Below are 21,847 nucleotides of genomic sequence, written 5' to 3'. Positions count from 1 at the left end.
CGAACCGGGGGGACGACGTGCGGTGCGGGCCGGGTCAGCCGGGCGTCGCCGCGTACGGGTCCCAGCCGTCCGGCAGTGGCTCAATGGCGGTGAAGCGGGTGTCGCCGGCCACCGGGCCGGCGGTGTCCGCCGCTGCGGTGACCGCTTCCATCATGGGTAGCACGTGCAGGGGCGGCTCGCCGTGGGCCCGGTGCGGCAGGCCGGCGCTCCCTTGCCACCGGGCGGTGGGCGGGGCACGCGTGGAAGACGGACCGCGACCACCGGCCGAGGTCCTCGCGCAGGCCGCGGACCGGCAGGTGGCCGGGTACGGGCCGCGCCGACCGACCCGCAGCAGTGACCCGCCGTGGTGCTGGGTCCGGGCACGCGACAATGGCTGACAGGTCGTCAGGTATCTGGGATGCTCGGCGCATGACCGCTGTCATCCCGCCCGGGGAGCCTGCCGGTACGGTGCCGGACGTGCTCCACCCGGCCCGGTTGGGTCCCGTCCGACTGCGCAACCGGATCATCAAGGCGGCGACCTTCGAGGGCGTCACCCCCGACGCCCTGGTGACGGACGCGCTGATCGAATACCACCGCCGTCCCGCCGCCGGAGGCGTGGCGATGACCACCGTGGCCTACTGCGCGGTCGCCCCGGAGGGCCGGACCCAGCGGGCGCAGCTGTGGATGCGGCCCGAGGCGCTGCCCGGGCTGCGCCGGCTCACCGCCGCCGTGCACGAGACGGGCGCCGCCGTCGCCCTGCAGCTCGGACACGCCGGACCCGTGGCCAATGCCCGCTCGAACCAGCTCCCGGCCCTGTCGCCGATGGGCGGGTTCAACCCCGTCAGTTTGCGCCGCGACCGGGCCGCCACCCCCGAGGACCTGGACCGGGTGATCCGCGCCCACGCGACCGCCGCCCAACTGGCCGTGGACGCCCAGGCCGATGCCGTCGAGCTGCACCTGGGCCACAACTACCTGGCCAGCGCCTTCCTCAGCCCCCGGCTCAACCGCCGCACCGACGCGTTCGGCGGCTCGCTGCCCCATCGGGCGCGCCTCGCGCTGGGACTCGCCCGTGCCGTGCGCGAGCAGGTCGGCGACCGCATCGCGATCACCGCCAAGCTCAACATGGCGGACGGGGTGCGCGGCGGGCTGTCCCTCGACGACAGCCTCCAGGTGGCGCGCTGGCTGCAGGAGGACGGCTCGGTGGACGCCCTCACCCTCACCGCCGGCAGTTCGCTGCTCAACCCGATGTACCTGTTTCGCGGGGAGGCCCCGCTGAAGGAGTTCGCGGCCCAGTTCCCCCTGCCGCAGCGGCTCGGCCTGCGCACACTCGGCCGGTCGTTCCTGCGGGCGTATCCCTACGAGCCGCTGTACCTCCTCGAGCAGGCGCGCAGGTTCCGCGCGGCGCTCACCTTGCCGCTGATCCTCCTGGGCGGCGTCACCGACCGCGCGGGCATGGACCGGGCGATGGCCGAGGGCTTCGCGTTCGTCGCCATGGCCCGCGCGCTGCTGCGCGAACCCGATCTGCCGCGGCGCATCGCCCAGGACCCCGCCACCCGCTCGCTGTGCATCCACTGCAACCGCTGCATGCCCACGATCTACACCGGCACCCGCTGCCCGCTGATCGACATCCCGTAGGGACTCACGCGAATGCTCCGCACCACGCTCCGGTAGACCGGGACGAACGGCCGACACTTCACGGTAGCGTGACGACTACGCAGCGCAGTCGAGCGGGCGAGTGAGTGAGAGGCCAACGCGTGGCAACCGCAGGAACAACGCACACCGACGTCATCGTCATCGGCGCCGGACTCGCCGGGCTGGCCTGCACGGCGGACCTGCTGCGGGCGGGTCTGACGGTGCGGCTGCTGGAGGCATCGGACGCCGCCGGCGGCAGGATGCGCACCGATGTGGTGGACGGATTCCGGCTCGACCGGGGCTTCCAGGTGTTCAACACCTCCTACCCGCAGGTCAAGAAGCGCCTGGACCTGGCCGCCCTGCGACTGCGGCCCTTCACCCCGGGCATGTTGCTGGACCACGCTGGCCGGCGCGTACGGCTCGGCGACCCGACCCGGCGCCCGCATCCCCTCGCCGACCTGCTCCCCGGCCGCTTCGCCTCCGCACGCGACCTGGCGGCCCTGGCGGTGCTCAGCGCACGCGACCTGCTGGCACCCCCTGCCCTGCTGCGTCGCGGACCGGAGACCACCACCCGCGCCGCCCTGTCCGCCGCCGGCATCTCCAGTGACCTGACCGAAGCCTTCTTCCGCCCCTTCCTGGCGGGCGTGTTCCTCGAGGCCGACCTGGAGACCTCCAGCCGCTTCTTCCACCTGGTCTGGCGCAGCATGCTGCGCGGCACCCTCTGCCTGCCCGCGACGGGCATCCGCGCCGTGCCCGACCAACTGGCCGACGCCCTGCCCGGCGGCACGCTGCGCCTGGAAACCCCGGTCCAGCACCTGCGGGACACCGGTGTCACGCTGCACGACGGCAGCGACCTGACCGCCGACACCGTAGTGGTGGCCACGGGAGCACGCGCCGCCCAGGCCCTGCTGCCGGACCTGGACATCCCCTCCGGACGTACCGTGACCACGCACTATCACGCGGCGGACCGCTCGCCGCTGGCCGAGCCCACCCTCCTGGTGGACACCACCGGCCTCCTCCTGCACACCTCGGTCCTGACCGAGGTCACCCCGACCTACAGCGCCGACGGCCGGGCCCTGATCTCCAGCTCGCTGCTCACGCCGGACGCCCCCGGCCAGGAGGCCGCCGTGCGCGCCCGCCTCGCCGAGCTGTACGGCACCGACACCAGCGGCTGGGAACACCTCGGCAGCCGCACCGTCCCCGACGCGCTGCCGGCCATGACGGCCCCGCACCCCCTGGTGCGCACCACCCGCCTGGCGAAGGGCCGCTACGTCTGCGGGGACCACCGGGCCACCGGATCGGTCCAGGGAGCACTCGCCTCCGGCAGCCGCGCCGCCCGCGAGATCCTCGCCGACCTGCACCGCGGCACCTGACGACCGCCGGGCCGTCCCGTACGGGATCTTGAGGCCGTGAGCAGCCCATGGCAGGCTCATGCCGCATGATCGATGGATTCGCGAAGGACAGCCTGCACGGGCGACTGCGGCGGGACCGCCGGGCTCTGCTCTGGAAGCTCGACGGCCTGTCCGAATACGACGCCCGCCGACCTTTGACGGTGACCGGAACCAACCTCCTCGGCCTGGTCAAACACGTGGCCGCCGTCGAGGCCAGGTACTTCGGTGAGGTCTTCGGCCGACCGTCCCCGGAACCACTGCCTCGGTGGCAGGACCACGACGGCAGCGACCTGTGGGCGGCTGAGGACGAGGCGCGCGATCAGATCATCGCGTCCTACCGGCGTACATGGGAACGCTCGGACGCGACGATCGACGAGCTGGCCCTCGACACTCCCGGCCACGTGCCGTGGTGGCCGGAGCCGTCTCCCAACACGAATCTGTTCGCCATCCTGGTCCATGTCCTCGGCGAGACCAATCGGCATGCCGGGCACGCCGACATCCTGCGCGAAAGTATCGACGGCCGCACCGGGATGCGCCCCGAACACGAGACGCGGATCGATGAGGATGCCCGCACCGCCTACTACGCGAAGATCGAGCAGGCCGCCCGATCGGCCTCATCGGCCGAGGCGTAGAAGGCGGTCGGGCGGGCAGGACGGCGCGGGGATGCGACCGGACCCCCGTACCGGTCGTATCCCCGCTGGTGTGAACGTCGCTCACGTGGTCAGCAGCAGTTGGTGGACGCTGCCGCGACCGGCTCCGCCGTGTCGGCCTCCGCGGCAGCCGGTGCGGCACAGCAGCTGCTGCGCTGGGACTTGGCCAGGGTGTCGGCGTCGGCCTTGACCACGTAGACCTCCCAGGGTTCACGTCCCGGGCCGTGGACCCAGACCTTGTCCTGCAGCGCGTAGCAACAGGTGGTGTCGTTCTCCACATCGGTGGCCAGGCCCGCGGCGGCCAGGCGGGTGGTGGCGGCATGGACGGCTTCGCTGGTGTCGACCTCGACGCCGAGGTGGTCCATGCGGGTGTCCTCGTCGTCCTTGCCCTCGATCAGGACGAGCTTGAGCGGGGGCTCGGCGATGGCGAAGTTGGCGTAGCCATCGCGGAGTTTGGCCGGTGCGGTACCGAAGAGCTGGGTGTAGAAGGCGATGGACGCCTGCAGGTCGGGGACGCGGAGAGCGAGCTGTACGCGGGACATGACGATACCTCCTGATGGATGGGCGGGGTGAGGGCGCGGTTCAGCAGCCGCCGCCCGAGGTGGCGGGGGCGCCGATGGTGAGCGTGGCCGGTGCGGCGCAGCAGCCGCCCCCGCCGGCTTCTTCCGCGACGGGCTGGTCGAAGAGGCCGGCGCCCCCGCAGACGCCCGTCTCGGGCAGGGTCAACTCGACGCGTTCGGCGGCTTCCTGGTCGCCGGCGAGGTGGGCGGCGATGGAGCGGACCTGCTCGTAGCCGGTCATCGCCAGGAAGGTGGGGGCGCGTCCGTAGGACTTCATGCCGACGAGGTAGACGTCCTTCTCCGGGTGGGAGAGCTCGTTGACTCCGTGCGGGTAGACCGTGCCGCAGGAGTGCTGGTTGGGGTCGATGAGCGGGGCCAGGGCGACGGGGGCCTGGAGGCGCTCGTCGAGGCCGAGGCGCAGCTCGGACAGGAAGGACAGGTCCGGGCGCAGGCCGGTCAGGACGACGACCTCGTCGACGGCGTCCAGGCGGCGGCCGTCATCGGCCACGAGGATCAGGCGGCCGTCGCCGGCGCGTTCGACGGTGTCGGTGCGGAAGCCGGTGACGGCGTCGGCGTGGCCGTCGTCGACGGCGGCCTTGGCAGCGAGGCCGAGGGCGCCGCGGGCGGGGAGCTGGTCGGCGCTGCCGCCGCCGAAGGTGGAGCCGGAGATGCCGCGGCGCAGGACCCAGGTGGCGTGCGTGCCGGTGCCGTCCTCGGCCTGGGCGAGGTCGGCGAGGTGGGCGAGCGCGGTGAAGGCGGAGGCGCCGGAGCCGATGACGGCGGTGCGCTTGCCGGCGTACCGGGCACGAACGGCCGGGTCGGTGAGGTCGGGGATGCGGTAGGCGATCCGGTCGGCCGCGGTGCGTTCGCCGAGGGCGGGCAGGCCGTCGCTGCCGATCGGGCTGGGGGTGGACCAGGTGCCGGAGGCGTCGATGATCGCGCGGGCGAGGATCCGCGCCTGGCTGCCGTCCGCGGTGGTGAGGTGGACGGTGAAGGGCTGGGCCTCACGGTCGGCGTCGACGATGCGGTCGCGACCGGCGCGGGACACGCCGGTGACCGTGGCGCCGTAGCGCACGCGGTCGCCGAGGGCGTCGGCGAGGGGCTGCAGATACCGCTCGGCCCAGTCCCCGCCGGAGGGGTAGGTGGCACCGTCCGGCGTGACCCAGCCGGTGGGGGCGAGGAGCTTTTCCGCGGCCGGGTCGACCAGCTCGGACCAGGTGGAGAACAGCCGTACGTGCGACCACTGCCGCACCGCCGCCGCGGCGGCCGGGCCGGCCTCCAGCACGAGCGGCCGGAGGTTCCGCTCGATCAGCTGGGCGGCGGCCGCGAGGCCGATCGGGCCGGCGCCGATCACGACGACGGGCAGGGCTTCGGTGGATGCGGTCACGGCGGGCTCCCCGGTTGATTCGATACATGTCTATGTCTTGTGCCCTCAGAATGGCACCGTGCATCGACAATCGTCAAGATAGACATTCATCGAATTTGCGGGGAGGATGGAGGCATGTCGAGGAACGCGTTGCCGCTGCTGGAGCCGGAGGCCGTGGCCCCGTGCTGCCCGCCCCTGTCCGAGCGCCCGCTGACGGCGGAAGAGGCCGAGCGGACCGCGGTCATGTTCAAGGCGCTCGGCGATCCGGTGCGGCTGCGGCTGTTCTCGCTGGTCGCCTCGCACGAGGGCGGGGAGGCGTGCGTGTGCGACATCTCCGACGTGGGGGTCTCCCAGCCCACGGTCTCGCACCACCTGAAGAAGCTCCGGGAGGCTGGCCTGTTGTCCTCCGAGCGGCGCGGGACCTGGGTGTACTACCGGGTCGAGCCGTCGGTCCTCGCCGCCATGGGCCAGCTCCTCGCCCGCGCCGCCACCGCATGACCGTCACCATCGCGCCGCTGGCGTCCGCGTCCGCGGACGCGGTGCTGGCGATCTATCAGGCCGGTATCGACGAGGGCAACGCCACCTTCGAGACCACCGCCCCCACCTGGGCGCAGTTCGACGCGGCAAAGCTTCCTGCCCACCGGTTCGCCGCGCTCGACGCGGACGGCACGCTGCTGGGCTGGGTCGCCGCCACGCGGGTCTCCGACCGCGACGCGTACGCCGGCGTCGTCGAGCACTCCGTGTACGTCCACCCCGAAGCACGCGGCCGGGGTGTCGCCGGGCACCTCCTGGCCGCGCTCGTGGAGTCGACCGAGGCGGCGGGCATCTGGACGATCCAGTCCGGGATCTTCCCCGAGAACACCGCCAGCCTCGCCGTCCACGCGCGAGCCGGGTTCCGGACCATCGGCACCCGCGAGCGCATCGGGTGCCACCACGGCGTGTGGCGCGACGTCGTCTTGCTGGAGCGCCGCAGCCCGCGGATCGGCTGACAGCCCGCATCCAGCCGGTCGGGGTGCCGCTAGCAGTCCTTGGACCGAAGGAGGGCGCTGAGGTCCCGGGCGGCATCGCGCGCGGGGCGGCCGACCCCGATGAGCGTGGCCGAGGCCGGCCCGGTCCAGTCGCCGTAGCCCAGCAGGTGCAGGCGCGGCTCGTCGATGGCCCGGGTGCCGACGGTAGGGACGCGGCCATCCCGATCGCGAAGGCGAAGCGGGGCGAGGTGGGCCAAGGTCGGACGGAAGCCGGTGGCCCAGATGATCGCTGCGGCGGGGGTGCGACTGCCGTCGGGCCAGATGGGGCCGGCCTCGGTGAGGCGGGTGAACATGGGCATTGCCTGGAGGAGGCCGGCGTCGCGGGCGGCGCGTACGGGTGGGACGGCGACGATGTCGCCGAGTCCGGCCACGCCTCCGGTGTCCGCGCCACCGGTTTCCAGGGCGCGGCGGCGGGCGGTGGCGGCGTCGAACAGCGCGCGACCGTCGATGTCGTCGGCCAGGTAGCGCGGCGGGCGGGCGGTGGCCCAGGTCAGATCGGCGTGTTCGGCGAGGTCGGCGGCGATCTGCGCGCCGGAGTTGCCACCGCCGACGACGATGACGCGCTGTCCGGAGAAGTCCTGCGGGCTGCGGTAGTCGACGGTGTGCAGTTGCCGACCGCGGAAGACATCCCGGCCGGGGACGGCGGGCAGGAAGGGGCGCCACCAGGTACCGGTCGCGCTGATCACGGCCTGCGCGTGCCAGGTGCCGGTGTCCGTCTCCACCCGCAGTCCAGCGACAGCGGGATGCACGCTGTGGACCTGGACCGGGCGGATGACCGGCAGTTCGTAGCGCTTCTCGTAGTCGGTGAGGTAGCCGACGACGTGCTGGGCGTCGGGGTAGACCTCGCCGCTCTGGTGCGGCATCGGGCGGCCGGGCAGGGAGGAGAACGTGGCGGGCGAGAACAGGTGCAGGGAGTCCCAGGCGTGCTGCCAGGCGCCGCCCGGCGCTGCTTGGGCGTCGAGGATGACGAACTCGATTCCCAGGCGGCGCAGGTGGTAGCCGGCGGCGAGCCCTGCCTGGCCGCCGCCGATCACCACCACGGACACGCTCTGCGTCATGAACCCGGCTGGGTCGGGGCGAACTTCTGGCGCCAGGCGAGCGACACGTACACCAGTGCCACGAGCACCGGGACCTCGATGAGCGGGCCGACGACACCGGACAGCGCCTGCCCGGAGGTGACGCCGAAGGTGGCGATGGCGACCGCGATGGCGAGCTCGAAGTTATTGCCCGCCGCCGTAAAGGCGAGCGTCGCGGTGCGGCCGTAGTTCAGGCCGATGGCCTTGCCGAGGGCGAAGGTCCCGAACCACATGATCGCGAAGTAGACCAGCAGCGGCAGTGCGATCCGGACGACGTCGCCGGGCTGGTCCGTGATCGTCTTCCCTTGGAGGGCGAAGAGGATGACGATCGTGAACAGCAGGCCGTAGAGGGCGAACGGGCCGATCTTCGGCAGGAAGGTGTTCTCGTACGTCTCCCGGCCCATCGACCTCTCGCCGAAGCGCCGGGCCAAGAAGCCCGCGACCAGCGGCACACCGAGGAAGATCACGACGTTCAGGGCGATCTTCCACATGCTGATGTCGAGCTGCTCGCCGTCGCCGAGGCCCAGCCAGCCGGGCAGCAGGTCGAGGTAGAGCCAGCCCAGCAGGCCGAACGCGATGACCTGGAAGACGGAGTTCAGGGCGACCAGGACGGCGGCGGCTTCGCGGTCGCCGCAGGCGAGGTCGTTCCAGATGATGACCATGGCGATGCAGCGGGCGAGCCCGACGATGATCAGGCCGGTGCGGTACTCGGGCAGGTCGGCCAGGAAGATCCACGCCAGCGCGAACATGACCGCGGGGCCGACGATCCAGTTGATCACCAGGGAGGAGACCATGAGCCGCTTGTCGCCGGTGACGGAATCCAGCTTGTCGTAGCGGACCTTGGCCAGCACCGGATACATCATGATCAGCAGCCCGGCGGCGATCGGCAGGGAGATGCCGCCGATCTCGACCTTCGCCAGCGCGTCGTCCAGACCTGGGACGAGCCGCCCGAGGCCGAGGCCGAGGGCCATGGCGAGCAGGATCCACACGGCGAGGAAGCGGTCCAGGGTGGAGAGCTTCGCCACGACTCCGGGCTCGTCGAGGGTCGCGGACGGTGCGGTGGGGGTCACGGGCAGGCCCTCTTGTTCTCGGTTGCGGTGCGGGCGGACTCGGCCAGCTCGGCGAACTGGCCGGCCAGCGAAGCGATGACGTCCGCGCGCAGCTTGTAGTACGTGAACCGCCCGCACGGCTCGGTGTCCACGACCCCGGCCTCGCGCAGCACCTTCAGGTGGTTCGACAGGTTCGTCTGCTTCGCGCCGGTCTCCTCGACCAGGTGCGTGGTGCAGAGCGTCTCGCGGGCCAACAGGGTCACGATCTGCATCCTGAGCGGGTCGGCGAGTACCCGCATCAGGTCAGTGTCGACTGACGTCATCATGCACTGATACTTTCACATCAGTGGTGGCTGACACCACCGAGTGCTGATATCGACCGCGCTCGATCCGTCGTCAGACCAGGGAGACCCCGATGGCCGACAAGCCTTCCGTGCTGTTCGTCTGTGTCCACAACGCCGGCCGCTCCCAGATGGCCGCCGCCTGGCTGACTCACCTGGCCGGCGACCGCGTGGAGGTCCGCTCCGCCGGCTCCGCCCCCGGCGCCCAGGTCAACCCCGCCGCGGTCGAGGCCATGCGCGAGGTCGGCATCGACATCTCCGCCGCGACCCCCAAGGTCCTGACGAGCGAGTCCGTCCAGGCATCCGACGTGTGCATCACCATGGGCTGCGGCGACGTCTGCCCCGTCTTCCCCGGCAAGCGCTACCTGGACTGGAAGCTCGAAGACCCGGCCGGCCAGGGCGTGCAAGCCGTCCGCCCGATCCGCGACGAGATCAAGGTCCTCGTCGAGAACCTCATCGCCGAGATCGCCCCGGAACCCGCCGCGTGAGCGAGATACGCGACGTCACCGCCGGCGTCTCCGGTCCCGCCGGGCGGCGGCGGCCACCGGCTGCGCGGCCGCCCTGGGCGCCGCCCGCTACCTCGCGGCCCTCGCCGACCGCATCATGAGCCTTCCGCAGGGATGGGCGGCGTGGGGGAGTGGTCGAGTCGCAGGACGTCGTGGTGTCCGTCCGGCCAGGACACCAGCACGTCATCGCAGGCGCCGTCACCGTCGCCCGTGCGGACGGTCACTGTCGGCGGAGCGGTGAGCGCGCGGCCCAGGGCGATCGCCGCGACGTACACCTCGCCGGGGCGGACGGCCGCGGTGCTCTGGAGGTAGCCGACCGCGGCGTGCGTGCCGTACGAGGTGCGACCGGCGGAGGTGCGGACGCCCGCGCGCATCGACCCGAGCAGGGCCGCGCAGCGCGCCTGGTGGCCGTCCGCGGACCGCACGTCGGCGCCGTGGTCGGTGCTGCGGTGCTCCGGCGGCCGGTCGTGGGCCACGGCCCAGCCGCCGATGCGCAGCCGCAGGCCCGCGGGCTCGCCGTCCACCCGGACGGCGCGGACCTCCCAGGAGCCGCGCAGGACCGAGCCGGTCGTCACCCAGGGGCCCGCGGCGGCCTGCGGGGCTGCGGCGTCGGGGAGCTGGGGCCAGCTGGCCTGGTGGCGTGAGCCAGCCGTCGCGCCGGTGACGGCCAACCGGTGCAGGGGGCGGCGGTGGGAGGGGCGTCCCTGAGCGTCGACGAGGGCGACGTGGGAGTCGAGCGGGCCGCCCCCGGGCAGGTCGAGGTCGGGTGTGGCCGGGCGGGTGGTCCCGTCGGCGTCTGGGACCGGTCCCGGACCGCCGAGCTCGGGTCCGGCCAGGCATGGAAAGCGCTTGCCATTCGTTGCCATTGCGCAGCTCGGGTGTCGCGAAGGATGGGGCCGTGCGGCCCGCCGCGGGGTCGGACGCAGGGCGGTGCTCGCAGCACTGTTGACCCACGCGGCGCTCTGGGCCTAGCGTCCTCTCGCACCGCTCTTCATATCCGCGATCATCGTTCACATCAGTGAACCTGTCTGGAGTCGGGCGCCTTGTGGTGCGTGACGAGCGCGTGCCGTGCGAGACCTCGTCCCCCCCACCCCGGAGAGGGCATGCGATGAACCTGTTTCCCAGCCGACGGCAGGTGCTCGGTACCGCGGCAGGCGGTGTCCTGGCCACCTTCGCCGCCCGCACCGCCGCTGCCGCGGCACCGCCCGCCGCCGTGCCCTACGCTCCACCCGCCCTGCGCACCTGGATCAGCCTCAATGCGGGATGGCGCTTCCACCAGGGCGACGTCGCCGGAGCGGAGCAGCCCGGATTCGACGACGGCGCGTGGGCGGCCACCAGCGTTCCGCACACCTGGAACGCCGCCGACGGCGCGGACGGCGGCGGCAACTACTACCGGGGCGTGGGCTGGTACCGCAAGCACGTCACCGTGCCCGCCGACCTGGCGGGCAAGATGCTCTTCCTGCAGTTCGCCGGCGCCAACCAGGTCGCCGACGTGTGGATCGACGGGGTCCGCCTCGGTCAGCACCGCGGCGGCTACTCCCGCTTCCGCTTCGCAGCCACCACCGCGCTCACCCCGGGCACGGACCAGGTGCTGGCGGTCAAGGTCACCAACGCCCCCGATCCGGACATCGCCCCGCTGAGCGCCGACTACACCTTCGACGGCGGCATCTACCGCAACGTCAGCCTCTACGCGGTCGACAAGCTCGCCGTACGGATGCTCGACTACGCCGGCCCCGGCATCTACCTGCGCCAGCGCAGTGTCACCGCCGCGTCGGCAACCGTCGACGTGACCGCGAAGGTGTTCAACAACAACGCCACCAGCCGCTCGCTGGTGGTGCGCGCTGTCGTCACCGACACCGACGGCACGATCGTGGCCGACCGCAGCAGCGCGCCGCAGACCATCGGCGCCAACACGGGGCTGGACGTCCTGCAGACGCTCACCATCGCCAACCCCCGCCGATGGAACGGCCTGGCCGATCCCCACCAGTACAGCGCGAGCGTCGAGATCCGGGACGCGGCCGCCGGCACGGTCACGGATGTGGTCACCGAGCCCCTCGGCCTGCGCAGCTTCAGCCTCGACCCCGCCACCGGCTTCACGCTCAACGGCAAACCCTACGGCCTGCACGGCGTCAACCTGCACCAGGACCGGGCCGGCGCGGGCTGGGCGGTCAGCGACGCCGACCACGCGCAGGACTTCGCCCTCATCAGCGAACTCGGCGCCACCGCGGTGCGCCTGGCGCACTACCAGCACGACCAGAAGGACTACACCCTCGCGGACGCCGCCGGCCTCGTGGTGTGGGCGGAGGTCCCCCTGGTCAACGGGACCACGAACTCGGCCGCCTTCACCGCGAGCACCAAGGACCAGCTGCGGGAGCTGATCCGCCAGAACTACAACCACCCGTCGATCGTCTTCTGGGGCATCGGCAACGAGCAGGGCCGCGACGACACCCCCACCAACACGCTGCTGGCCGGCCTCGCCGCGCTCGTCACCGCTGAGGACCCGGACCGCCTCAGCACCTACGCCAACAACCTGGGCAACGACGCCAAAGTCGCCGGCCACGCGGAGACCACCGCGTTCAACAAGTACTACGGCTGGTACGGAGGCACCTACAACGATCTGGGACCGTGGGCCGACAACCTGCACCGGGCCGAGCCCGACCGCACCTTCGGCCTGTCGGAGTACGGTGCCGGCGCCAACATCACCCAGCACGCGCTCAACCCCTCCCAGCCCAGCCCGGGAGGCCAGTTCCACCCGGAGGAGTACCAGGCGCTGCTGCACGAGGCGTCCTGGCGGCAGCTCAAGGCCCGGCCCTTCGTGTGGGGCACGTTCGTGTGGAGCATGTTCGACTTCGCTTCGGACGGCCGCAACGAGGGTGGCCGGCCCGGGATCAACGACAAGGGGCTGGTCACCCGCGACCGGGCGACCCGCAAGGACGCCTTCTACTGGTACAAGGCGAACTGGGCCGCCACACCGACGCTGTACATCACCAGCCGCCGCTGGACCGCCCGGACCGTCGCCGCAACGCAGCTGAAGGTCTACTCCAACGCGGCCAATGTCACCGCCGTACTCAACGGCACCGCACTGGGCACGCGCAGCAGCACCGACCGGGTCTTCACCTGGACGGGCGTGACCCTGCGCCCGGGGGCGAACACCATCACCGTCACCGCGACCATCGACGGCACCACCCACACCGACACCGTCACCTGGACCCTCACAACGTGAGCCGACCCTGAACCGTTGCGCCGCCGCGGTGAACGCAACGCCCAACAGCGGCGGTTCGACGCGGAAGACGGGCATCGACGGGGGAGCGGCCGTCGCGGCCGACCGCGACACCGTCATCCGGCTCGGAGACACCATCGCGCTGCGCTACGGCAGCTGACGCCGACGCGCGGCCGCGGTGATGGGCGGGCACGGGGGCGGGGCGTGCGGTGGACGGACCGGCTGCCGTACGCCCCGCGGTGCCGGGCCCCTCAACCCCGGTCGTAGGCGTGGGACCGCGGCCGTTCTTGCGGCCGAGCAGGGCGACTTCCCCATGCGACCGCAGCGCCACGACCAAACCTGTCCGCGGACCCGTTCGGAGAGGGGGTGGACGTACTCGGACAGCCGACTATAGGTTCGTGCCGCAAGGTCCGCGGTGCAGGGAAGCCGGTGTGAATCCGGCACGGTCCCGCCACTGTGACCGGGGAGTGTGCTGCCGTCTGCACGCCACTGGCGAGGTCTGCCGGGAAGGCGGGCGGCACGCGGGGATCCGGGAGTCAGGATACCGGCCGCGGAACGTTCCGTGTTTTCCACGAGGATGGAGCAGACACGCATGGCACCGGTCCGTACCCACGCCCCTGGTGACCCCGCAGAGCGCGCACAACTCACCGCGCACTCATAGACCTTCGAGGCACCCGCCTCGCAGTTCGCCGTCCTACGGTCGCGTCGGCAGCGCACCCACCCGTGCGCCCACCGACGGTCTCGCCGTGCCTCCCCCTGGATCTCACCTGATGAGAGCAGGCATCTATGGACCACCAACTCATCCTGCTTCGTCGCAGGCCGACACCCCGCCGGCACGACCGGCCCCTCTCGTGTGGTGCCCGCCGACGACCTCCTCGACGGGGCGCTGACCGGCACCGAGGCCACCACGGCCAGGTCACCACGCCGGGCAGGACCCGCGGGAGGGCGCGATGAGTCGTCGGCAGTTCGCTCCGCAGCGGATCGACCGGCGTGGCACCTGGCTGGTGAACCGGGACTGGATCATCGACTACACGCGGGCCGGGCGGACCACCGTGGCGCGCTGGTACCAGCTGCGGGCGCAGGCGCCGGGGGAGCTGCGGCATCCGGAGCGGGTGGCACGGATCGAACGGCAGGACTGGTGGGAGCAGGAGGCGTTCACGAGCTGGTACGCGGCCTTTTTGGCGGCGCGCCGTACCGCATTGGCGTCCGTGGATGTCCGGGCCCTGTACGCGGGTGCGGCCTCGGACGTCGTCTCCATCCACGACGCCGCGCAGTGGCTCGGCTACTCCTCCGCGGCCGTCATCCGCGTGTACCGCAGTGTCCGGCCCGGATACTTTCCCGAGCCCGTGACCAGGGTCCCCGGCTGTCACGGCCGCTCCGTTCCCGCCTTCCGCCGCGGCGCGCTGTGGGAGTTCGACCGGCGGCGCGGCGGCCAGCCACCCCCGGTCGGCGAACTCGGCCCGCCGGGAGGCGGAGAGCCCTGCGACGGGACGCGGTCCGCCGAGCTGACGGACCGACAATTTCATGCGCCCGCGTGGGGGGAAAGCCGGTGGGAATCCGGTGCTGACCTGCAACCGTGAGCAGCCTTCCGTGCTGCCACGCGGAGAGCCCACCGTGCGATGTGCCTCGCTTCGCGCTGTCCTGGTCTGCAGAACGGCGTCGTCCTGACCCGGGGCCACGGCGTCACGACCGCTGCCGGTGGCACCCACCAGCGCGACGGCACGAACGGCGCCGCCCACCCCGATCCGGTGGCGACGCCGACCGCGGTCCTCGACACCGCCGCGAGACGGGCGCACTTCTCCGGGGGTGGCACCTGGTACCCGTCGTTCGACGGCTACGCGGTCAGCCGCCTAGCCGCCGAGACCGCGGGTGCCGCCGAGCACTGGAACATTGCCGTCAACGCAACCTCCATCGCGGTGGGCGGCTGCCAGTTCCGCATCAAGACCGGCGACCGGTTTGTCTCGACCCTGACCGCCTTCTGACGTCACCTTGAGAACGGCCGCCGGCTCGACCGGCTCCCACGTCGGCCAGGCGGCCACCTCGCCCGAAGCACCCCCATGCCATCGAGGAGGGCCGAAGCCGACGCGCTGAGTACTCGGGAGTCCGGCTGGGCACCGCGGCGCCGATCACCGATCCCGTCCGCGAACCACCGGAAGTCCTTGGTCACCGCCGGTGTAGGGCAGGACGGCTGCGGCGACAGGCCCGTAGGTGGTGCAGAAGCGGCAGTCGCAGGCGATGAGGGAGTTCGCGGCGCTGTGGGCGGTCGGCCAGTACCGGGACTCACAGGGGCCCGGGTCGAGCGGGGCCCCGGCGCCGGGCACTGACCGTTGGCACCAGGTGCACTGGGCGGCCGCACCCACTCCGGTCTGCTGCAACCGCCGTACAGCGTGGAGGGCCACCTCGAGCGGAACACCCTCCTCGAAAACGGTCGCAGGTGTGCTCTCCAACAGGAGCTTGCTGCGCCAGAGGCTCAGCCCGGTCAGTGCTCTGACCGCGCGCAGAGCCTCTGGCCCACCACTGCCCGAGTCGGTCAACTGCAGGGTGAATTGCGGATCCTCCACGGTCACAGCTCCTTCAGCGACGGGGCTCTCGGTCTCAGTATCTTGACCAGCCGGGCCGGCCGCCGCGGATTTCTCACGCCCGGACGCGGCGAACCGGCCCCTGCGGGGCGGGGTCGTTGTCCGTCACCTGGGCGGCTCGCCAGGCAATCCCGCCGCCGGGTCTTTCGTCCTGTGCCCCCGCGGGCGGCCCGTTCCTCTCGCCGCATCCCTGGGTCCTTACGTCTGGCGGGAGGTGCTGGCCGGGGGTGGAAGTTGCCGGGCCAGTGCTGCCGAGGTGTCGAGCAGAGGGGAGCGGCGTCACAGTAGACGTGTCTTCCGGCACTGTCCATATACCGTTCCAGTAACTTTCGAGTTCTCGGACGATGGTTCAGCAAACGCCGAGCGGGTGTGGGGGTATGTCGCGATTACCCGTCATGGAGCCCTGTTAGGCGCCGTGTTGCGGTCGCTCTGGGGCATTTGGATCCCATCGAAAAATCAGGGCCAACCCGACAATCATGCGCTTAATTGCATACAAGACCTCGTTACTCGCACGTTTTACATGGGCTCTGTCCGATCCATTGACACGGTGATGGCGGAGTCCTAGCTTCCAGGCGTTGGTTCAGCCCCATTTGGGGGGCGACAACGATATCAGGAACGGCCGGGACGCCGTCCCAGAACCGCCCGCATGCAACGTTCTACCAACATCTTCCCCCCACGGGCCGCATGAGAGGGTTCTCCATTGAGACCGAAGATCTTCACGCGCAAGACCGCAGTCGTGCTCGCCGCGCTGCCGCTCGCTGCGGTGGCCTGGCTGGCCACGACGCCCTCGCAGGCGTCGGCGACGGGCGCCTCGACCCCCGCCGCCGTGATCAGCTACTTGCAGCAGATCAGCGGCAACCATGTGGTCAGCGGTGTCCACAACAAGGAGCCGCTGAGCAACCCGTCGCAGTACACCATCCAGGCGCATGCGCTCACCGGCAAGTGGCCGGGCCTGTGGGGCGGCGAGCTGGGCTTCACCGCAGCTGACGTCGCCAACCGCCAGACGATGATCAACCAGGCCAAGACCGAGTGGGCCAACGGCTCCCTGGTGAGCCTGACCTGGCACATGTGCCGGCCGGACGTGGCGACCTGCGAGTTCAACGGCGGGATCAACGGCGCGAAGCTGTCGGACGCCGAGTGGAGCCAGCTGACCACCAGCGGCGCCACGCTGAACAACCAGTACAAGGCCAAGCTGGATGGCGCGGTCCCGTACCTCCAGCAGTTGAAGGACGCCGGGATCCCGGTGCTGTTCCGGCCCCAGCACGAGATGAACGAGGGCTGGGCCTGGTGGGGCGGCCGGCCGGGGGTGAACGGCAGCGCGAAGCTGTTCCAGATCACCCACGACTACCTGGTGTCCAAGGGCCTGGCCAACCTCGTCTGGGTCTGGAACGTCAAGGACGTCGACGGCGGCGCGGCCTCGGTGTCCAGCTACTACCCGGGTGACAGCTACGTCGACGTCGCCAGCCTCGACCCCTGGGTGCACAACTGGCCCAGCAACGAGTGGTACCAGGCGATCCTCAACGTCGCCCACGGCAAGCCCATCTCGTTGGCCGAGGTCGGCACCGTCCCGACACCGTCCCAGCTCGCCTCGCAGCCCCAGTGGGCCTGGTTCATGATCTGGTCCGAGTACCTCACCTCGGCCAACTCCACCGCGGGCCTGCAGGCGACCTTCAACTCCTCTCGGGTCCTGAGCCAGGGCCAGTTCACCATCCCGACGAGTACCCCGCCGACGACTCCGCCCGGTGGTGCGCACACGGGCGCGATCACGGGTGTGGGGGGGAAGTGCGTGGACGTGGCGGCGGCGAGTTCCGCGAACGGCACCGCGGTGCAGCTGTACGACTGCAACGGCTCCAGTGCGCAGTCCTGGACGGTCGGCACCGACGGGACGATCCGGGCGTTGGGCAAGTGCCTGGATGTGACCGGTCAGGGCACCGCGAACGGGACGAAGCTGCAGCTGTGGGACTGCAACGGCTCCGGCGCCCAGCAGTGGAGTGCCGAGTCCGACGGGCATCTGCAGAACCCGCAGTCCGGCCGGTACCTCGACGTGCCCGGCGGCAGTACCGCCAACGCCACCCGCCTGCAGATCTACGACCGCAACACCAACGCCTGGCAGACCTGGCACCTGCCCGCCTGACGACCTCACGCCGCCCCCCACTCGAAAGGCACCCCCTCATGTCCCTACGCGCCCGAACACGCGCGCTCCTGGCAGGCGGCAGCGCGGCTGCGGCCACCACGCTCGCCCTCACCCTCATCGGGGGCACCGCTTCCGCCGCCCCGCCCGCCCCGGCCGGAGTCACCAAGGCCGACGAGATCGCTTACCTCAAGAACCTGACCGGCAACCACGTGCTGTCCGGCCAGCAGGGCGGCGCGAACAGCGACCCGGCCCAGTGGGTGCGCAAGGCCCACGACATCACCGGCCAGTACCCGGGCGTCTGGAACGGCGACTTCGGATTCAGCCAGGACGACATCAACAACCGCCAGACCGTCATCAACGAAGCCAAGACGGAATGGGCCAACGGCACCCTTCCCGGGCTGATGATGCACGCCTGCCGCCCCGACGTGGCCACCTGCTCCTTCGAAGGCGGAGCGAACCCGGTCAAGGGCAGCAAGCTGTCCGACGCCGAGTGGAGCCAGCTGATCACCAACGGCAGCGCACTCAGCACCGCCTACCAGCGCAAGCTCGACCAGTTCGTGCCGTACCTCCAGCAGTTGAAGGACGCGGGGATCCCGGTGCTGTTCCGGCCGCAGCACGAGCTGAACGAGGGGTGGGCCTGGTGGGGCGGGCGCCCCGGTGCGAACGGCAGCGCCCGGCTGTTCCAGATCACCCACGACTACCTGGAGGCCAAGGGCCTGGACAACCTCATCTGGGTGTGGTCTCCGAAGGACGTCGCCGGCGGTGCCTCCCAGGCGGCGAGCTACTACCCCGGCGACAGCTACGTGGACGTCGTCGGCCTCGACGTCTGGGTCAACAAGTTCCCGTCCACCGACTGGTACCAGGCGCTCCAGAACATCGCCAAGACCAAGCCCATGGCGCTGGCCGAGGTCGGCAGCGTCCCGCAGCCAGCGCAGATGGCCACGCAACCCAAGTGGACCTACTGGAACGTGTGGATGAACTGGCTGACCGACCCGGCCTACAACTCCAACGACTCCATCAAGGCCGGCTACTACGACGCCCGCACCTACAACCGGGGCGAGATCACCATCCCGACGGGCACCCCGCCGACGACTCCGCCCGGTGGTGCGCACACGGGCGCGATCACGGGTGTGGGGGGCAAGTGTGTGGACGTGGCGGCGGCGAGTTCCGCGAACGGCACCGCGGTGCAGCTCTACGACTGCAACGGCAGCGCAGCGCAGTCGTGGACCATCGGTTCTGACGGGACGATCCGGGCGCTGGGCAAGTGCCTGGATGTGACCGGTCAGGGCACCGTGAACGGGACGAAGCTGCAGGTGTGGGATTGCAACGGCTCCGGCGCCCAGCAGTGGAGCGCGGAGTCCGACGGGCATCTGCAGAACCCGCAGTCCGGCCGGTACCTGGACGTTCCGGGCGGCAGTACCGCCAACGCCACCCGCCTGCAGATCTACGACCGCAACACCAACGCCTGGCAGACCTGGCACCTGCCCACCGGAGGCAGCACCACCCCGCCCGGCTCGTGCACCCCCAGCCTGGGGGCCGGCGAGTACAACACTCCCGTCTCCTTCGGCGGCAAGACGTACCAGGTCCTCGTGCACGTTCCGTCCCGGGCAGCGGGGGCTCGGCTGCCGCTGGTCCTGGACCTGCACGGCAGCCAGTCCACCGGTGCCGGGCAGCTGGCCTACAGCAACCTGGCGCCCACGGCGGACGCGGGCGGCTTCATCGTGGCCGCGCCGACCGGGGTGGTGCCCGCGGCCAGCGGCTTCATCTGGAACGTTCCGTACGTCACGCCCAGCGGTACCCGTGACGACGTCGGCTTCCTGCGGCAGGTCATCGACACCCTCACGGTGAATGCGTGCGTAGACCCGAAGCGGGTGTTCTCGACGGGCTACTCCGGCGGCGGCCGGATGACGTCCGCGTTGGCCTGCCTGCTCGCCGACAAGGTCGCGGCCATCGCGCCGGTGTCCGGTATCCGGGCGGGCCGGCCGAGCCCGGCCGACAACAGCAAGCCGGACCTGTCGACCTGCACGCCGTCCCGCGCGGTGCCGGTGATCGCCTTCCATGGGCAGCAGGACACGACCAACCCGTACAACGGCGGCGGGAACGGCCCGGTATGGGGATACTCCGTGCCGTTGGCCCAGGAGGCATGGGCAGGGCTCGACGGCTGCACCGCGGGGCCGACGACTGCGCAGGTCACCACCCACGTCAGCAGGACCCTCTACAGCGGTTGCCGCGACGGTGCTGACGTCCAGCTCTACACGATCTCCAACGGGGGCCACACATGGCCGGACTCGCCGCAGGACAACGGCAACGGGACCGTCACCCACGAGATCAGCGCCAACTCCCTCATGTGGCAATTCTTCCAGGAGCACCCCATGCCCGGGTCCTCCTGACCGGGCACGCGCGCCGGCGTAGCGCCCCATCCGGGCGCACGCCGGACGGCCGGCTGACGCGTCGGACAAAGACCAGCCCGCATTCCGTCGAGGAGATGACTCGTGCTCCCAGCTGTTGACCTCAGTCGAACCGGACGGGCCGGACGGACCCGTCGAACCGGACGGACCCGTCGGGCCGGACGCCTGGCCGGTGCCTTCCTGGCCGTCGCCGCGGCGCTCGCCGCGACCCTCACCGTCGCTCCGGACGCCGGCGCGCGCACACCGCTCCCGCCCCAGGGCCTTGTGCACGGTGCGCCGCAGGTCCACACCCAGCAGGGCGTCTTGTCCGGGCGCCGGGCCGCACCGGGCGTGGACTTCTTCGGGCGGGTCCCCTTCGCGTCCCCACCGGTGGGTGCGCTGCGCTGGCGTCCGCCGCAGCCCGCGCCGTCCTCGCGCGGTGTGCGGGACGCCTCCGGACCGAGTCCGGTGTGCCCGCAGACGGAGAACAGCAACGGCCCCCGCTCGGAGACGGAGGACTGTCTGTATCTCGACGTGTGGCGGCCGGACACCCCGGCGGTCCGTGCCGGCCGTGCGCCGGTGCTGTACTGGGTCTTCGGCGGCGGGGGCATCAACGGCTCCGGCAGCCAGTACCAGGCGGCGGAGCTGGCCGCCGAGACCGGCGCCGTCGTGGTGACGGTCAATCACCGGCTGGGCCGGCTGGGGTTTCTGGCGCTTCCCTCGCTCAGCGGTGAGGCGAGCGACGGCATGTCGGGTCAGTACGGGCTGATGGACCAGATCGCGGGACTGCGCTGGCTGCGGTCCAACGCCTCTGCGCTCGGCGGCGATCCGCAGCAGGTGACGGTGGCCGGACAGTCGGCGGGCGGCCGGGCCGTGTGCCGGATGCTGGCGGCCCCGCCCGCGCAGGGCCTGTTCGCGCGGGCGATCATCGAGAGCGGCGCGTGCGACGCGCAGCCCCTGGGCCCGGCCCAGGAGGCGGGCACGGCGTTCGCCGCCTCGGTCGGCTGCGGCGACCCCGCGACCGCCGCCCAGTGCCTGCGCGGCAAGGACGTCGGAACGCTGCTCGACCGGCCGGGCCCGTCCGGCACGCCGACGATCGGCGGTACCGTGCTGCCGCTCGACCCGCGGCAGGCCATCGCCGCGGGCCGCTTCACCCACGTCCCCGTCCTGGTGGGCAACACCCACGACGAGAACCGGCCGTACCCGGGCATCGCCCAACCGGCCACCGTCGACTCCCTGGCCGCCTGGGTGCGGAGCTCCTATCCGCACCTGGCCGAGCAGATCCTCGACCTGTACGCCGACCGGACCCCGGCCGATGCGGCCGGTGCGATCGCCTCCGATCCCGACCGGGTCTGCCGCGCCTGGACGATCGAGAACGCGCTGGCGCCGCGGACCCGTACCTACGCGTACGAGTTCGCGGACGCCACCGCACCGGCCGAGGCCGTCACCCCGGGCTTCACCTGGGGCGCTTACCACACCACCGAGTTGGAGTACCTGTTCACCTTCACCCGCAGTGACGGATCGCAGAAGTTCCTGACCGGGCTGAACGCCGCGCAGGAGCACTTGGCGCGCTCCATGCGCGCCCAGTGGGGTGCGTTCGTCGCCACCGGCCGGCCCGACCCGCGCCAGGGCCCGTGGCCGACCTACCGCGCCGACCGGCCCGCGACGCTGCAGTTCCGTCTGCCGCACGCCGCACTGACGGCCGGCTTCACCGCCGACCACCACTGCGACTTCTGGAACGCCCACGGTCTGATCCGCACCCAGTGACGCCCGGGGCGGTCCGCTCCTCGTGAACGGCCCGCCCCGGTGCACCCGGCGGTCGGTCCCACGCCGGCCGTCGTCCCTACGCGGGCTGTTCCGTCCGCGTATCCCGACACCCTCTGGAGCGACATGCAGCCCCCTTCGTCCGCGAACCCTGCACTCACCCCCGCACCGAGCCCGCGCAGGCC

18 protein-coding genes and 2 riboswitches are annotated in these 21,847 nt (G+C 71.6%); of the genes, 12 read left to right on the top strand and 6 right to left on the bottom strand.

The genetic code is table 11. From position 1 onward, the window contains the following. The first annotated feature begins 408 nt into the window (after positions 1-408). From ABZ721_RS12425 to ABZ721_RS12415, 3 genes are all read left to right on the top strand, one after another. Positions 409-1,614, top strand: a complete 1,206-nt coding sequence (locus tag ABZ721_RS12425; protein ID WP_358788594.1) for an NADH:flavin oxidoreductase — start codon at positions 409-411, stop codon at positions 1,612-1,614. Between the two features lie 119 nt (positions 1,615-1,733). Beyond that, positions 1,734-2,984 carry an NAD(P)/FAD-dependent oxidoreductase gene (locus ABZ721_RS12420; RefSeq protein ID WP_358788593.1) on the top strand — a complete coding sequence of 417 codons (1,251 nt, stop codon included), beginning with the start codon at positions 1,734-1,736 and terminating at the stop codon, positions 2,982-2,984. A gap of 65 nt (positions 2,985-3,049) precedes the next feature. Next, positions 3,050-3,634 carry a DinB family protein gene (locus ABZ721_RS12415; protein WP_358788592.1) on the top strand — a complete coding sequence of 195 codons (585 nt, stop codon included), beginning with the start codon at positions 3,050-3,052 and terminating at the stop codon, positions 3,632-3,634. 89 nt (positions 3,635-3,723) lie between these two features. Here the strand turns inward: ABZ721_RS12415 and ABZ721_RS12410 are convergent, their stop codons facing one another. Next, positions 3,724-4,194, bottom strand: a complete 471-nt coding sequence (locus tag ABZ721_RS12410; protein ID WP_358788591.1) for an ArsI/CadI family heavy metal resistance metalloenzyme — start codon at positions 4,192-4,194, stop codon at positions 3,724-3,726. Positions 4,195-4,234: 40 nt separating this feature from the next. After that, on the bottom strand, positions 4,235-5,599 hold the full coding sequence (locus ABZ721_RS12405; protein WP_358788590.1) for an NAD(P)-binding domain-containing protein: 1,365 nt from the start codon (positions 5,597-5,599) through the stop codon (positions 4,235-4,237). 114 nt (positions 5,600-5,713) lie between these two features. On the opposite strand from ABZ721_RS12405, the gene ABZ721_RS12400 reads away from it, so the two are divergent. Both ABZ721_RS12400 and ABZ721_RS12395 read left to right on the top strand, forming a co-directional pair. After that, a complete protein-coding gene (locus ABZ721_RS12400) occupies positions 5,714-6,076 on the top strand; it encodes a metalloregulator ArsR/SmtB family transcription factor (protein WP_358788589.1) in 363 nt (120 codons plus the stop codon). Next, on the top strand, positions 6,073-6,567 hold the full coding sequence (locus ABZ721_RS12395) for an N-acetyltransferase family protein (protein ID WP_358788588.1): 495 nt from the start codon (positions 6,073-6,075) through the stop codon (positions 6,565-6,567). The genes ABZ721_RS12400 and ABZ721_RS12395 overlap by 4 nt, the downstream gene beginning before the upstream one ends. Positions 6,568-6,596: 29 nt before the next feature. Here the strand turns inward: ABZ721_RS12395 and ABZ721_RS12390 are convergent, their stop codons facing one another. Genes ABZ721_RS12390 through ABZ721_RS12380 form a run of 3 tightly spaced genes read right to left on the bottom strand, consistent with a single transcriptional unit; the run spans position 6,597 to position 9,057 of the window. After that, on the bottom strand, positions 6,597-7,664 hold the full coding sequence (locus ABZ721_RS12390) for an ArsO family NAD(P)H-dependent flavin-containing monooxygenase (protein WP_358788587.1): 1,068 nt from the start codon (positions 7,662-7,664) through the stop codon (positions 6,597-6,599). Beyond that, positions 7,661-8,752: an ACR3 family arsenite efflux transporter gene (arsB, locus tag ABZ721_RS12385; RefSeq protein WP_358788586.1), complete on the bottom strand. Its 1,092-nt coding sequence runs from the start codon at positions 8,750-8,752 to the stop codon at positions 7,661-7,663. Before arsB ends, ABZ721_RS12390 begins: the two co-directional genes overlap by 4 nt. Next, positions 8,749-9,057 (bottom strand): metalloregulator ArsR/SmtB family transcription factor, encoded by a 309-nt coding sequence (locus tag ABZ721_RS12380; RefSeq protein WP_358788585.1) that lies wholly within the window; start codon positions 9,055-9,057, stop codon positions 8,749-8,751. Before ABZ721_RS12380 ends, arsB begins: the two co-directional genes overlap by 4 nt. An 89-nt stretch (positions 9,058-9,146) precedes the next feature. Between ABZ721_RS12380 and ABZ721_RS12375 the strand changes: the two genes are divergently transcribed. Then, complete coding sequence (locus ABZ721_RS12375) at positions 9,147-9,560, top strand: arsenate reductase ArsC (protein ID WP_358788584.1); 414 nt, start codon at positions 9,147-9,149, stop codon at positions 9,558-9,560. A 113-nt stretch (positions 9,561-9,673) separates the two neighbouring features. On the opposite strand, the gene ABZ721_RS12370 is transcribed toward ABZ721_RS12375, so the two are convergent. Next, positions 9,674-10,444 carry a hypothetical protein gene (locus ABZ721_RS12370; RefSeq protein WP_358788583.1) on the bottom strand — a complete coding sequence of 257 codons (771 nt, stop codon included), beginning with the start codon at positions 10,442-10,444 and terminating at the stop codon, positions 9,674-9,676. A 242-nt stretch (positions 10,445-10,686) separates the two neighbouring features. On the opposite strand from ABZ721_RS12370, the gene ABZ721_RS12365 reads away from it, so the two are divergent. From ABZ721_RS12365 to ABZ721_RS12340, 6 genes are all read left to right on the top strand, one after another. Continuing rightward, on the top strand, positions 10,687-12,801 hold the full coding sequence (locus ABZ721_RS12365; RefSeq protein WP_358788582.1) for a glycoside hydrolase family 2 TIM barrel-domain containing protein: 2,115 nt from the start codon (positions 10,687-10,689) through the stop codon (positions 12,799-12,801). Between the two features lie 28 nt (positions 12,802-12,829). Continuing rightward, positions 12,830-12,958 carry a hypothetical protein gene (locus tag ABZ721_RS12360; protein ID WP_358788581.1) on the top strand — a complete coding sequence of 43 codons (129 nt, stop codon included), beginning with the start codon at positions 12,830-12,832 and terminating at the stop codon, positions 12,956-12,958. A gap of 229 nt (positions 12,959-13,187) precedes the next feature. Next, a riboswitch (cobalamin riboswitch) is annotated at positions 13,188-13,366 on the top strand. 908 nt (positions 13,367-14,274) lie between these two features. Next, positions 14,275-14,430, top strand: a riboswitch (cobalamin riboswitch). Further along, positions 14,418-14,780, top strand: coding sequence for a hypothetical protein (locus ABZ721_RS12355; RefSeq protein WP_358788580.1), 363 nt, complete (start codon positions 14,418-14,420; stop codon positions 14,778-14,780). (Overlaps the previous riboswitch by 13 nt.) Before the next feature lie 1,297 nt (positions 14,781-16,077). Next, positions 16,078-17,511: a glycosyl hydrolase gene (locus ABZ721_RS12350; RefSeq protein WP_358788579.1), complete on the top strand. Its 1,434-nt coding sequence runs from the start codon at positions 16,078-16,080 to the stop codon at positions 17,509-17,511. A 38-nt stretch (positions 17,512-17,549) separates the two neighbouring features. Further along, positions 17,550-19,901 (top strand): glycosyl hydrolase, encoded by a 2,352-nt coding sequence (locus ABZ721_RS12345; protein WP_358788578.1) that lies wholly within the window; start codon positions 17,550-17,552, stop codon positions 19,899-19,901. A gap of 102 nt (positions 19,902-20,003) precedes the next feature. Beyond that, positions 20,004-21,665: a carboxylesterase family protein gene (locus tag ABZ721_RS12340; RefSeq protein ID WP_358788577.1), complete on the top strand. Its 1,662-nt coding sequence runs from the start codon at positions 20,004-20,006 to the stop codon at positions 21,663-21,665. Positions 21,666-21,847 lie beyond the last annotated feature (182 nt).

Source organism: Streptomyces sp. NPDC006733 (assembly GCF_040636125.1).
In the GTDB taxonomy this organism is placed as follows: domain Bacteria; phylum Actinomycetota; class Actinomycetes; order Streptomycetales; family Streptomycetaceae; genus Actinacidiphila.
The sequence above is the reverse complement of the archived record's forward strand: the minus strand, read 5'-3'. Positions and strand labels throughout refer to the sequence as shown.